11 protein-coding genes are annotated in these 13,310 nt (G+C 44.2%); 6 read left to right on the top strand and 5 right to left on the bottom strand.

Annotated elements, in window-relative coordinates:
• Positions 1-354: 354 nt before the first annotated feature.
• The 6 genes from aspT (at position 355) to R7F67_RS14230 (ending at position 7,621) form a co-directional block, all read left to right on the top strand.
• A complete protein-coding gene (aspT, locus tag R7F67_RS14255; protein ID WP_042523827.1) occupies positions 355-2,070 on the top strand; it encodes an aspartate-alanine antiporter in 1,716 nt (571 codons plus the stop codon).
• A 95-nt stretch (positions 2,071-2,165) separates the two neighbouring features.
• Complete coding sequence (locus R7F67_RS14250) at positions 2,166-3,761, top strand: bifunctional aspartate transaminase/aspartate 4-decarboxylase (RefSeq protein ID WP_230238510.1); 1,596 nt, start codon at positions 2,166-2,168, stop codon at positions 3,759-3,761.
• A 125-nt stretch (positions 3,762-3,886) separates the two neighbouring features.
• Complete coding sequence (pdxY, locus tag R7F67_RS14245; RefSeq protein ID WP_033906186.1) at positions 3,887-4,744, top strand: pyridoxal kinase PdxY; 858 nt, start codon at positions 3,887-3,889, stop codon at positions 4,742-4,744.
• A gap of 210 nt (positions 4,745-4,954) precedes the next feature.
• Positions 4,955-6,124, top strand: coding sequence for a patatin-like phospholipase family protein (locus R7F67_RS14240; RefSeq protein WP_017634571.1), 1,170 nt, complete (start codon positions 4,955-4,957; stop codon positions 6,122-6,124).
• A 17-nt stretch (positions 6,125-6,141) separates the two neighbouring features.
• Entirely contained in the window at positions 6,142-6,570 is a 429-nt protein-coding gene (locus tag R7F67_RS14235) for a hypothetical protein (RefSeq protein WP_025768103.1), read from the top strand.
• Between the two features lie 142 nt (positions 6,571-6,712).
• Positions 6,713-7,621, top strand: a complete 909-nt coding sequence (locus R7F67_RS14230) for a LysR family transcriptional regulator (RefSeq protein ID WP_017634569.1) — start codon at positions 6,713-6,715, stop codon at positions 7,619-7,621.
• A 286-nt stretch (positions 7,622-7,907) separates the two neighbouring features.
• Here R7F67_RS14230 and R7F67_RS14225 read toward each other — a convergent pair whose 3' ends face one another.
• The 5 genes from R7F67_RS14225 to R7F67_RS14205 all read right to left on the bottom strand — a co-directional run bounded on the left by R7F67_RS14225 (position 7,908) and on the right by R7F67_RS14205 (position 13,002).
• Positions 7,908-9,059: an ABC transporter permease gene (locus R7F67_RS14225; protein ID WP_318057239.1), complete on the bottom strand. Its 1,152-nt coding sequence runs from the start codon at positions 9,057-9,059 to the stop codon at positions 7,908-7,910.
• Positions 9,056-10,222: an ABC transporter permease gene (locus R7F67_RS14220; RefSeq protein WP_262630398.1), complete on the bottom strand. Its 1,167-nt coding sequence runs from the start codon at positions 10,220-10,222 to the stop codon at positions 9,056-9,058. Before R7F67_RS14220 ends, R7F67_RS14225 begins: the two co-directional genes overlap by 4 nt.
• Positions 10,223-10,244: 22 nt before the next feature.
• Positions 10,245-11,225 (bottom strand): HlyD family secretion protein, encoded by a 981-nt coding sequence (locus R7F67_RS14215; RefSeq protein ID WP_005377122.1) that lies wholly within the window; start codon positions 11,223-11,225, stop codon positions 10,245-10,247.
• Between the two features lie 3 nt (positions 11,226-11,228).
• Positions 11,229-12,644 (bottom strand): TolC family protein, encoded by a 1,416-nt coding sequence (locus tag R7F67_RS14210; RefSeq protein WP_213968077.1) that lies wholly within the window; start codon positions 12,642-12,644, stop codon positions 11,229-11,231.
• A gap of 130 nt (positions 12,645-12,774) precedes the next feature.
• Positions 12,775-13,002: a hypothetical protein gene (locus R7F67_RS14205; RefSeq protein ID WP_005377125.1), complete on the bottom strand. Its 228-nt coding sequence runs from the start codon at positions 13,000-13,002 to the stop codon at positions 12,775-12,777.
• Positions 13,003-13,310 lie beyond the last annotated feature (308 nt).

Raw genomic sequence — 13,310 nt, 5'->3', positions numbered from 1 at the left:
AGGATCTAATCCATCAAGAGAAAGGTGTTATGCGCTATATAGAGGGAATGATGCAACCAAACCGCTTTTTGAAGCGCGAAAACAAAAATAAAATTATTTTGCGATTTATCTGGTGTTCATTGCAGAACGCTAAGTTATTAAATTTTCGACAATTATTGATCGATTTTTGCTTTTGAATATGCGAAGTGATGGTTTCATCCTTCAAATGGGATTACGAGTTGTGAGGTTTTGTTCCTAATATTCGCTTCGAAGCAAACGAGATGCTTTTTAAATTAAATAATCCAACAAATATGAGTGACAGATTATTCGTTAGATTATTTGAGTTTTATATTTATTAGTAAGAGTAAAATTGTCATGGAAATTATTTCTAATCTTTTTGACATGGCACCATTTGTTGCTCTCTTTATTACGCTCTCTCTCGGTTATATGGTTGGTAAAATTACCATTGGTCGATTTGTTCTTGGCGGTGTTGCCGGAACATTATTAATGGGTGTAATTATTGGGCAATTTGGTGTTCATATTGATCCCGGCGTAAAAAGCATTTTCTTTGCGCTCTTTATTTACGCAGTAGGGTATCAAGGTGGTGCGCAGTTCTTCAAAGCATTGAACTTTAGAACCATCAACATTCTACTTTCTGCTGTAGTGATGACGGTGTCTGGCCTGCTTTGTGTACTAGCAGCAGCTTGGATGTTTGATCTAGACAGAGGTACGGCAGCAGGCCTTGCAGCTGGTGGTTTGACTCAATCGGCAATCATCGGTACAGCGGGTGATGCGATCGCACGTCTTGGTGGTGTGACAGAAGAAGCGAAGCACCTAATGCAGACCAACGTCGCAGTAGGCTACGCAGTTACGTACATCTTTGGTTCGCTTGGTCCAATTCTGATGGTGACATGGGTATTCCCAACACTGATGAAGTGGGATATCCGAGCAGAAGCGATTGCGCTAGAAGAGAAAAATTCAAATGGTAAGCGTGATTTAGCGCCGGGTGAGTTCAACGCTGTCACAGCGCTGGTTACACGAGCATTTAAAGTGAGCAAAGATGGTGGGCTAGCAGGCAAAACCTTAGCCCAGTTAAACCAACACGCTCTGGCTGCTTGTATTGAATTGATTCAACGCGATGGCAAAGTGCTAGACGTGGACAAATTCACAGCACTGAAAGAAGGGGATGTCATTGTTGTAACAGGTCGCCGTAATGCAGTACATCAGCTGCAAGATGGTTTGGCTGACAACGAGATTGCACTTCCAGAAGGCTATGAAGTTATTGAAGAAAACCGTCAACTGATCGCAGACAACCGCAAACTGATTGGTAAGTCGCTGCAAGAGATTAAAGAGGCTTCGAACCAAGGCTCTATGCGCGGTATTTATGTGACAGACTATATTCGTGAAGGCAACTCAATTGAAATGACGCCGGATCTTGTGGTGAAGAAAAATGACGTCATCCAGCTTACAGGTACCGCAAAAGACATCAATCGCGTTGAGAAAAACATTGGTCAGCGAATGGGCTCAGCAAACGTGACTGACTTAGTCGTGCTTGGTATGGGCATGGTGGTGGGTCTATTAATTGGTCTAATCAGTTTTAAGATTGCTGGTATTCCCGTCACTATCGGTTCTGGTGCAGGTTGTTTGATCTCAGGTTTGATTGTGGGTTGGTTGCGTAGCCGCAATCCGCATGTTGCTCAGTTTCCTGTGGGGGCCGCGAACTTTATTCGAGATTTCGGTTTGGCAGCATTTGTGGGCATTGTTGGCCTTGAGGCTGGGCCTCAAGCGGTCGACACCATCAAAGAACACGGTATGTCTCTGTTGTTCCTTGGCATGGGTGTAACGATTATCCCTCAGATTATTTCGTTCTTCTTCTCATATTTTGTATTGAAGATTAAGAATCCAGTTGAAGCACTTGGCTGTGTGACAGGTGGACGAAGTGCGAACCCAGCATTTGCGGCTTTAATGGAAAAAACAGGTAATGCAACACCAGTATTCTCATTCACCGTGACTTATGCAGTCGCCAATGTACTGCTTACCCTATGGGGTCCAATTATTGTCGGCATTATTACTTTAAACGCAGGCATGTAATTTAAATAAATTCGAACAATCTTATCGCCTAATTAAATAGGCGGTAGGGGAAGTATTATCCAAATTTTACTAAATAATAAATTCAGGTAAATATTATGACTACGCAAAATACAACAATTGATTTTTCAAAATTTGCAGATTTAAGCCCATTTGAATTAAAAGATAAACTTATTGAAGTGGCACAAACTGTTCCTGACCGCGCTTTATTAGATGCAGGTCGTGGTAATCCTAATTTTCTTGCGACACTACCGCGTAAAGCGTTCATTCGTTTGGGTGAGTTCGCAATATTGGAAGCCGAGCGCACTTATTCATACCTAGATGGTGGTTTCGGTGGCATTCCAGATGGTGTGGGCATTGTTGAACGCTTTGACACGTTTGCAAGCGACAATAAGAAAGACCAAGGTGTGCAGTTCTTAGAAAAGTCGCTGAGCTACGCAAAAGATCGTTTGGGTCTAGAGAAGCAAGCTTTCTTGAATGAACTGGTTAATGCATACCTTGCATGTAACTACCCAGTGCCACCACGTATGTTGACGAACATCGAAACCGTTGTGAAGCAGTACATCGCAGAAGAGATGTACGGCCCAATGCCAATGACAACAGACTTCGATCTGTTTGCAACGGAAGGCGGCACAGCGTCTATGACGTACACGTTCCAAACTATGTTCAACAACGGTCTATTGAAGAAAGGTGACAAGGTTGCGCTAATCACTCCAATCTTTACGCCTTACCTAGAGATTCCAGAACTGAGTGAATACGAACTGGAAATCGTTGAACTACGTCTGGATGAGACAACATGGCAACTGCCGATGTCTGAAATCGAAAAGCTTGCAGATACAGGCATCAAACTGCTTTGTGTTGTTAACCCGGCAAACCCAGCGTCTGTGAAGTTCTCGGATGAGACTCTGGATAACCTATCAAATTTTGTGAACAACGAACGTAGCGACCTGTTCATTGTGACTGACGATGTATACGGCACATTTGCGGACGACTTTGTCTCACTGTTTGCAAAACTGCCATACAACACGCTTTGTGTGTATTCGTTCTCTAAGTACTTCGGTGCAACAGGCTGGCGTTTAGGCTCGATTGCGATTCAACACAACAACGTGTTTGACGATGCAATGCGCAGCCTTCCTGAAGCGCGTCAACTTGAGTTGGACGATCGTTACAAAACACTGACTCCGGAACCTCGTGAGATTAAGTTTATTGACCGTATCGTAGCAGACAGCCGCAGCGTAGCGCTTAACCACACAGCAGGTTTGTCTCTTCCTCAACAAGTTCAAATGGCGTTGTTCTCATTGAACTGCTTGATGGACTCAGAACAAAACTACAAAGAAGCATGTAAACGCATCATCCGCGAGCGTTACAAAACTCTGTACAAAAACATGGGTGTAGAAATTGAAGAAAACAAAGATCGTGTGGACTACTACACACTGCTTGAGCTCGACACTTTGGGCGGCAAATTGTACGGACCAGCCTTCGTTGAATGGTTCAAAGCGAGCGAGAAGGGCAAAGACTTCCTGTTCCGTCTTGCACATGAAACCGGCGTTATCCTACTTCCAGGCCAAGGCTTCGATGTAGTACACGCATCAGTTCGAGTTTCGTTAGCAAACCTTACTCATCACGAATACGAGCTTATCGGTCGTGCAACGCGCAAAGTGTTGGATGAGTACTTCGCTGAGTTCCAAGGCTAATTAATCCAGCCTGATTAAGAATAAGCCTCGGCGTTGTCGAGGCTATTCCGACCAAATAAGCACAGTGCGCGATATTGTGTTTATTTAGTCGCCAAGCTAACAAACTTCCCTATTAAGAGTGACTTATGAAAAGCATTATTTCTATTCAATCTCATGTGGTTTATGGCCACGCAGGAAACAGCTCTGCCGTCTTCCCGATGCAGAGAATGGGCCTCGAAGTATGGCCAATCCACACGGTTCAGTTTTCAAATCACACTCAGTACCAGCAAGGTTGGACTGGACAGAAGTTTGGGGCAGATGAAATTCATTCTCTAATGAGAGGCTTAGATAACATTGAGAAGTTAGGAGAATGTGGCGCGATACTGTCCGGGTATCAAGGCAGCGCAGAGCAATGTCGAGCGGTGGCCGAAGCGGTAAGTTTAGTCAAATCGCGTAACCATAGTGCACTTTATGTGTGTGACCCAGTTATGGGTGATCCAGACAAAGGTTGCATTGTGGCAGACGGTGTCAAAGAAGCGATAAGCCATAGCTTGTTGCCCATCGCTGATGTGATTGTTCCTAACCAGTTTGAACTGAGCGAGTTAACAGGTGTGAAAATTAACTCTCTTTATGATGCGGTCACTGCATGTAAAAAAGCCTTAGAGTTAGGACCGAAAATGGTATTGGTGAAACACCTGCATGCACTAACAGATGACGCCTTCAGTATGATTTTAGCGACGCCGAAAGCAAGCTATTTGGCCCAACGACCTAGTGTTGAATTTGCTATGCAGCCAGTCGGAGTCGGTGATTTAATTTCTGCGATTTTTACCTCTTGTTTGGTGAAGAAGATGTCTCCTGTCGCAGCCTTTCGTCATACACATAACGCCGTTTACGGTGTATTGGAGATCACAAAAGGCTATGGCACATGGGAGCTACAGACGATCAATGCCCAATACGAATTTGTCGAACCGACGCATGAGTTCAACGTCGTGAAAATTGCTTAGCGCAGTACCTAATTAACGGAGAAGCGTAAAGTTAGCATATAGAAACTTGGCATAATTGCTTTGATGGATAGCATCCTACAATCGCGATTATGGGGTTTAGCCGTGCCTAGCTATAGTAACTCCAAACAACGAAACGGACTTCATTTTGACCCAATTAACTTCAAACTGAGTCTCTGGTCATACGCCAGAGAACATTAAATGAGACTGATTATGAATCGTTTAATTTCCTCTGGTGTGACGGTTGCACTTTCGCTGCTGATAGTAGCTTGTAGTTCACCTCATACGCTGGATGTTCGTGTTTCTCAAAGCAACTATAAAGATGTCGAGATCGCGAGTTCGACACCAAATGAGCCACTTCGAATGTGGGCCAATGAAGCGCCGGATTTTCTCTACTCAGCGCACAATCAAACCACACCGATCAAAGTAGAGGGTGAACAGCTCAATATTTTGGCCTTATCGGGTGGTGGCGTAAACGGTGCATACGGGGCCGGCGTTTTGATGGGGCTACAGGAAAAGGGGGAGCTAAAAGATTATGCCATCATTACTGGAGTCAGTGCGGGTGCCCTAATCGCTCCTTTTGTTTTCATTGGCGGTGATGCGATGCCAAAGATGAAAGAAGTCATGCTCAACATCAATGATAAGAATATTTTGGGTAAGAAGAACTTCTTAAATACCCTGTTTAAGGACGCGTTTACCGATGGTGAGAACCTCTATGATTTCATCGCAGACGCTTACCCTGAGCCCATGATCGAGGCGATGGCGCAGCAACACCGCAATGGTAAACGCCTCTTTATTGGCAGTACCCATTTTGATTCAGGCGAACTGGTGATTTGGAATATTGGTGCGATTGCGAACAGTGATTTAGCGGACAAATCTGAACTTATTTACAAGGTGCTTGCTGCGAGCGCATCGATCCCTGGTGTTTTCCCTCCACAATTTATCGATGTTGAACATGATGGAGAAACACTTGAGGAGTTACACGTAGATGGCGGTCTCGCAGCGCAGGTGTTCTTTAATCCGTCTAACTTCAACTATCAACAAATCTCAGATGCTTTGGGGTTAGAAAAAGCGCCTCAGTTGGATGTGATTCGCAATGGTGCGTTAAAAGCGCCGTATCGTCCACTAAAAGACAAAGGTTTGGACTTGGTATCGAAAAGTGTCTCAAGCCTTACGCTAGCGCAAACTCGTGGTGATCTCTATCGAATGAAATACATCAGTGAAATCAACGATATCGAGATGCAGTTTACCTACATTGATCAAGATTTCAGGTACGCCAAAGTAACGAAAGATATGTTCGATCACCGCTACTTGCTGACGATTTACGAATATGGATTCAAAAAAGCCACCCAAGGGCAACTTTGGGTAACTGAACTCCCTTAATACAGGAAAACGATACAATGAAAAAAGCCGTTCTTACACTCATGATACTTACCGCTTCCGCGACTGCATTCGCCCAAAGTGGAGCCCATCTTGACCAGCAAAAAGTGGATAGTGATATGCAGCAACTGTCTGCAATCAAAGAAGAAGGTGCAGCCTTTATCATGATTGACGAGAACTCGAGTTACGTGGCGGTCGAGTTCGTGGGAAAGTGGGAAGAGATCAACAACTATGTGTCACACAAAGAAGCGAAAAAACGTAAATTGGAAAAAGTGAACAAGCAGTTCGTGTACTCTCAGGTCGGTGAAACGTTGGAGTCACTTGAGCAAAAAGTCGTTGACCACATTTACGCTGATCAACCTAAATATTTCAGTGTCGATGTCTACCGCGATTACCATGGTGACTCAGGAGAATTCAACTATTTAGCTCGTGTCGTTGAGTACAACTAAGTTAGAGAAAACCTACTGAAGCTAGTAGGTTTTTTTGTGTCGTCGAGAAGGAATTCAAACGCAGATTGTTTCCGTTACCAAGTAGCAATTCTACGATCTTGTGGTAATTTAATTAGATAACTCTAAAAAGTAAGCACAACCTATGAATTTTAGTTTTGAACAACTTCTCGCGTTCGTAACCGTTTATGAACAGCTTTCGTTTAGTAAGGCGGCGGTCAAACTCAATAAGCACCGAACCACAATAGGGCAGGTGATTACCAATCTTGAAGACCAACTGGCGGTCAACCTGTTTGAGCGAGTGGGGCGCTCGGTAGAACCGACAGAAGATGGTCATCTTCTTTACCACTATGCTAAGCAAACCATCGAACAAGCACGTACTTTCGATAAAGTCGCATTAAGTCTAGCTTACGGTGGGTTAGAGAATGTTAGTATCGCCTATTCAAGCGCTATACCACACCGTTTTCTTGTATTGCTTCGTATTCAATTAGCAGCAGATTTTCCGATGATGCGAGTTAACTTTCTTGTTCGTAATCGCAACGAAATTAAAGAGGGTTTACAGAATGGTGATTATCAATTCGGTATTGTCAATGTGCATGATAGTCGAGCAATACATAGTCTGGATGCGACGTTTTTAGGTCATTTTGAATTTGTTCCTTTCGTCCAGAAAGGTGGTGAACTCGCTTCTATGGCACCAGATCGAGTATTGACAGCCTTGAGGAATAGTAAACAATTTGTACTGCGGTCTCTTATTGAAGAGGGAATGGGCGAAAAAGTCATCGTAAGTTCGAACCATGAAGAGGTCGACCAATTGGCCCTTGTAGTGAAAATGGTTGAAGCAGGTTTAGGATGGGCGATTCTCCCCAGAACGTTTGCCCATTCGGAGTTTTCTAATAATCATATAGAGCCAGTGGAAGCTTCTGAATTATTGGAAGGTTTTAAGTTTGGTTTTGGCCTATGGTGCCAACCCTCTAAGCAAGTCGGTGATGTAAAAAATTCAATCATGAAGGTCGTTACAGAATACCGAGAGAAAATAATCCGTGATATGACTTAGCGGCGACATGTATCCTGCTCATCCCTATCAACAACAAGACTCAATGTGAGTCTTGTTTTTTTGTGTCTGAAAAACGTTATCTTTCTAGCGAAGACTAATGTCTATTGGAAGGATATGACCCTCTATATGAGAGTATGGAATCCATACTTTTTGGCTTAATCTAATCTCGCTCAATGGGTAAGCCCAGAGCAAAAAGTGTTTTTACCATATGTCCGCTGCAAGGACGCAGATTTTCAGCCGGGTTTAGTTACCCGGCTTTTTTTATAGTAATAGAAAATGTCAGCTGTCACCCCAAGCTCTCTGTTACAACTGGCTTGTTACTTCGCTTAGCAATCCAGTACGCAACGCTACCCCAAAGCACAGTGAGTGCCCAAAGTGCCGTCCAATGTAGAGCGACTTGTTGCCAGGTTGCCCCCATTTGGTTTAGCGCTAAGAAAGCTTTTATCGCCCAAGTGCTTGGGCTTAAATCAGCAATCCATAGTAAGGGAGTAGGTATGGCTTCAATCGGCCAAATAAAACCAGCCAAGAAAATGAGCGGCATAGAGCTCACTAAGACGACTAAGGTGACAAGTTCACGCCGAGGTAATAAGTAACCTAGCCAGAAGCCTAGTCCGCAACAACCTAAAAAGAACGGGAACAACATAGCCAGCAATTCGCCCGCATTGGCGATATGGTTTACGTTTAAGCGTTCGAAGCTAAAACCAAAATAATAGGCGCCGAGTAAATAATAAATTGCCACAAATACTAACGTTCTCGCAAGCAGCAGCGATCCCGTTGATACTTGTGACCAATAGCCACGACCATGACGCTGTGTTCCCGTTTGCAATCCAACCGCCATGATCAACGTTTGTTGTAAAATCAGAACAAATACTGCCGGCACTACGTATTCGATGTAACCCATGGTTGGGTTGAACGTCGGTTTCATATTAAGCTTAATAGCAGAGTAATTATGGCTAGCCATACTCATGGGCACACCATCTATCACCATTTTACTGACTTTCACTTGGGCCCCTAATGTGCCTCCCGCTTGGGCCAATCCTTCTACCACGGTTCCGTACACGAGAAAATACGAGGCGTCCGCAGCGTAGGCTAGAGTCGGGCTTTTACCTAGCATTAGGTCTTTGTAAAAGTGTTCTGGTATGACTAAAAAACCGGTGATCTCTCGTTGTAAAAATGCTTGCTTTGCATCGGCAATCGTATGAAGTCGAGTGACTACGTTGACTTGCGGGGTGGCATCAACCATACGTTCCAGCTTTAAACTCGTCTGACTACCATCTAGATTAACAATCGCGATTGGTTGTTCACGAGGCGTTTGTTGTGCATAAGGCAAAGGGTATAAAAACGAGTAAAATACGACACCACCAAACACGGTCAACGTAACGACTGGATTGGTTAGAACGGCCTTAAGTTCCGCTTTAATCAGTTGCCACAATGTCATACCGCCTCCTTCGCTTGGCGTGTTGATGAAGCTGTTCGATGTTTACCCATCAAGGCTGCGGTAATGAGCAGAGGCATAACGTAACCAATCATAGGCCATAGCGAGCTTAAAGATTGTGCGGCCGATGCTCCATAGCTTGCTTGACTCACTTGTACTTCAATGTAATGGGTAATCGGCAATAATGAACGCCATGCATAAGCGAGCGTGTTCATGTCAGAAACTGGGAATGTAATTCCCATGAAAGCGAAACTTGGAGCCGTAAACGCGCCAGCAAAACTCATCGCACGTGCAGGATCCATCGACAAGAAGAAGAACAACGCTCCCATAATGATACAGGCGATAACCGTCGCCAATTGTGCTAGTAGCATAACCACAAAACTGCCTTCCATTGGCCAATCAAGCACGGAATAAAACCAGTACAAGAACAACGCACCTTGCGCCATAAAGACCGGAATGTACTGACTTAATAGGGTAGTGAGCCTGGCGTATGGCTTTTCGCCCAAAAATGCAAATCCATTCTTTCCACCATAAATGCGAAAGTGCGCGGCAAGAATCAAAATAGTGCTTACTACAATACATATTTGCCAAATGGCTGGCACGATAGCCGTTACCAAAAATTGTGCGTAGTTATTGTTACGGTTAAATAATGCGGTTATTTGTGTCGACACGGGTACAGCTTGTCCAGCCGCTGCTAACGTTGTGGTGTTACCCTTAGCCAAGTTTCCCATTACTTCAACCTGAGCGTCGAAATAGCCTTGTGCTTGCGCAACGGCAGAGTTGATCAGTTTCGCTACCAAAATGTACTGACTGTTGTAAAAGACAGAAAGTTGAGGTTGGCGGTGTTGGAGAATATCTTGGTCGAACTTAGATGGGATGACCGCGTAAGCGTAGATATCGCCTTCAATCATCGCATTTTTTGCTTCGCTTGTACTGGTGTAGTGATAGTTAACAGCCAGACTCGACGACGCATCCAAAGATTGAATGAGCTTTCGAGAAAGTTGGGAATGTTGTAGATCAACCACACCGATTGGCAGATCCCGGGCAATGCCCGCAGAGAACACTCCCCAAATCATCATCGCGAGCAAAATCGGTATCCAAGTAAGGCACGAAAGCAACCACTTGTCTCGTCGTAAGATATGCCGCTGTGAAATCTTAATCGTCATAGCATTAACCTAGTGGTTGTGATTAAAGTTCAACGACAACACTCATTCCCATACGCAGTTCAGGTTCGGGTTGAGCTGGACGAGCTTCTACTTCAAAGGTACGAAGATCAAAACCTTGAGAAGCATCGGTTGCTCTCCACGTTGCAAAGTCACCCATAACGGCAACATGCGTTACTTTGAACTCAACATTTTTGTTTAAGGCAGGCAAATAGGCATCAAAGGTTGCTCCTTTTTTAAAGTGTTGAAGGTAATCTTCACGCACATTAAGTGTCGCCCAGGCATCTTCTGTATCTATCACAGTAACAACCGGGAAGCCCTGAGGTGCTAATTCACCACTTTGAAGTAGAACTTGAGAGACTTCGCCGTCGAACCAGCTGTAGATCTGAGTATCTTTCGCGTACGCTTCTACTTCGGCTACGGCACCTGATGCCATGCGCGCTTTTTCCGCCGCAGCCACTTTGGTTTCACTTCTAGCGCCTTCTTTTGCCATTTCGTACATTTGAAACGCGGCACTTTCTGTGTATTTCGCTGCTTGCCATTGAGTTAAAGCTTCATCGCGTTTTTGTTCTGCAACCACGCCATCGTTATAAAGGTTATTCACACGATTGTAGGTTTTTTCCATTAAATTCGCAGCGGCTTTGGCTTTCATCCACTGATCTTTTGCTGCTTGGATTTGTTGCTCACGTGCGCCTTTCTCAGCTTCTTGAGCTAAGGCGTCCGCCGCTTTTTCACCTGCTTTTGCTTGTTCTAACTTCGCTTCAATTTCAGGACTATGAAGGGTAAAAATAAGCTGACCTTTCTCTACATCGTCGCCTTTACGTACCATTACCTCATCAATACGCCCTGGGACTTTTGAGGAAATGCTGTATTGCTGGGCTTCAATTAATCCCTGTAAGCGGATCGGTTCTGGTTGATAGGCTTGGTAAAATTGATACCCAACCCAAGAGGCAACACCCAAAGCACAAAGTGAGAGTAAAACGGGTTTTAGTGATTTAGCTGCCATGATTTATTTCACCTCTTTGGATGTTGAAGCAGGGATATAAGCGGTATTTTGATATTGTTCGAAGCTGTTTATTTCACTGCTCAATGCGAGTAGCTTGGTTAAAGATATTAAATAGCGGAAACGCGCCGCTGAACGTTGTGTTTCTATACTCGCGACATAAAGTTGTGCATCCACAACATCCAGAGAAGACGACAGACCCTGAGTAAATGCTTTTTCACGCAAGCGCAGGTTTTCGTTAGCGAGTTCAATGCTAGATGCGAGCCCTTGTACTTCATCAATGGCTTGCTGAGCCTCCAAGTATGTCTTTTGGACTAACAGCGATAAGTCTTGTTTGGCTTGGGACTTTAATGAGTCGACCTGCGAGACGACGCTTTGAGCGGCTTTGACTTTTTCGCTTCGCCCTGATGATTCAATCAGTGGAATGCTGACACCAACACCAACTAACCAGTCTGGCTTCATTTGGCTTGCGAGAGAATCGTCTTCATACAAGCTGTAGTCGCCGTAAAGATAAACTTCAGGGTAGTATTTCCCTTTTTCTGCTTTGATTAAGCTAGAGGCTTGTTTGTGTTTAGCGCTCAGAAGTTCTAACCCCGGATAGGTAAGCAACGTTTGATCGACAAAAGCGCTAAGAGGGGGAAGACTGTCGTTGATAAACAAAGATTCAGCGGGCTCTACGGCATCATCTTGTGCGAGTAATTTACCTAATGCAGCCTGAGCGATACTCAAATCGCTGGCAGCTTTACGTGTTTCTACGGATGCTTTATCTAAAGAAGCCTCGGCTTGCAGGCGCTCAACGTGCGCGATTTGTCCTTGCTCTTCAAGCTTAATGGCAAAATCTCGATGCTTTTTTAGCCCTGCTTCAACCGCTTGCCGCGTTGCGAGTACTTCCTTTGCCAGTACGACAGAAAAGTAGTACTTCGATAAATCTTCAAAACGCGCTTGTTGTTCCATTAAAAGCTGACTTTTCGCCTCATCCGTTTTGCCTTCTGCTGCTGATTGAGCCGCAGAAATTCGACCACCAGTAAAAATTGGCCAAATGGCACGAATAGACGAAGAGAAAATATCGCGCTCGGTTATGGTCGAAGTGGTATTAGCTAAGGCACCAAAAATAGGCTGAAAAGCAGGAGGTACGTTAATGTGTGCTTCTGTGCTGTCTAGGATCTGTTTTCCCGACAGCGTGATATCGGTATCTAAACGCGTGTAATTCGCGCCAATAGTAACCTGAGGTAAGTTGAGATTGCTGGTGGCACTCTCTTGGTATTGGTAGTTCTCGACGTTTGAGCGTTGAGCTTTAAGAGAATAGTTGTTTTCTAGCAATAGCTGCCATGCGGTATCAAAAGTGATCGGTGCCGCATGACAGGTAAGGGAAATCGAGCTGCTAAGTAAGCCCAGTATCCAAAACTTTCCTGTTTTTTTCATAATGGCTGCTTTGTCGTAGAGTATTAGCTCTAATATAAAGGATTCGTAACTGCGTGTTAAGTAGGAGGGAAAATTGGGCAGTAGTATGCGCCCAGTTATATTTGTGCTGGGCGCGGGAGATGTTACAAATTTATTTCGTATATGGACAGTGAAACTCCGCTCTCCACTCGAGCTGACGAGAACCTCGCATCGTATTCAATAGATCTTTTCCACTCATTTGAGGGAACGATAACAGGACTTTGAGATCAGAAGTACCGCCTCCGTTTTTTTCATAAGCCCTGACGTGTGTAAATGTTGAATACATATTCTCTGACAGCATCGCCTTATTCAGGCATATTCCAAAGGTATCGCGTTCCATGTTTGGTGTTCCTTCTAACTATAAATGCACCTCTGTTTATAGTTTTCCAGTTTTCAGATGGTGTCTAAGTGTTTGTCATATAGTCAGTATTTGTATTTTGTTTTATTTGTGTCCAAACCACTGACATCAATGTTGAGCTTTTAATAGACTTCCAGCTTCACTGCTTTCAAACCGAAACTCTCATTGGTTTCGTTGATTAAAAATTATACGTTGTAAAGTCTAAAAACGCCTCAAAAACCGCTAAAATCGATGTGATCACGATCATGATTTTAAGGGCAATTTATGTATGGAATTGAGTATCAGAGAGG

It is taken from the genome of Vibrio sp. YT-17 (assembly GCF_033337375.1).
GTDB lineage: Bacteria > Pseudomonadota > Gammaproteobacteria > Enterobacterales > Vibrionaceae > Vibrio > Vibrio alginolyticus.
This window is presented reverse-complemented; position numbering and strand designations above follow the sequence as displayed.

Bases quoted from the DNA above. Each gene is read 5' to 3' on its own strand.
- R7F67_RS14215 (WP_005377122.1), bottom strand. From the start codon at position 11,225: ATGGCAGCTAAATCACTAAAACCCGTTTTACTCTCACTTTGTGCTTTG.
- R7F67_RS14220 (WP_262630398.1), bottom strand. From the start codon at position 10,222: ATGACGATTAAGATTTCACAGCGGCATATCTTACGACGAGACAAGTGG.
- R7F67_RS14240 (WP_017634571.1), top strand. From the start codon at position 4,955: ATGAATCGTTTAATTTCCTCTGGTGTGACGGTTGCACTTTCGCTGCTG.
- R7F67_RS14225 (WP_318057239.1), bottom strand. From the start codon at position 9,059: ATGACATTGTGGCAACTGATTAAAGCGGAACTTAAGGCCGTTCTAACC.
- R7F67_RS14230 (WP_017634569.1), top strand. From the start codon at position 6,713: ATGAATTTTAGTTTTGAACAACTTCTCGCGTTCGTAACCGTTTATGAA.
- pdxY (WP_033906186.1), top strand. From the start codon at position 3,887: ATGAAAAGCATTATTTCTATTCAATCTCATGTGGTTTATGGCCACGCA.
- R7F67_RS14235 (WP_025768103.1), top strand. From the start codon at position 6,142: ATGAAAAAAGCCGTTCTTACACTCATGATACTTACCGCTTCCGCGACT.
- R7F67_RS14210 (WP_213968077.1), bottom strand. From the start codon at position 12,644: ATGAAAAAAACAGGAAAGTTTTGGATACTGGGCTTACTTAGCAGCTCG.
- aspT (WP_042523827.1), top strand. From the start codon at position 355: ATGGAAATTATTTCTAATCTTTTTGACATGGCACCATTTGTTGCTCTC.
- R7F67_RS14205 (WP_005377125.1), bottom strand. From the start codon at position 13,002: ATGGAACGCGATACCTTTGGAATATGCCTGAATAAGGCGATGCTGTCA.
- R7F67_RS14250 (WP_230238510.1), top strand. From the start codon at position 2,166: ATGACTACGCAAAATACAACAATTGATTTTTCAAAATTTGCAGATTTA.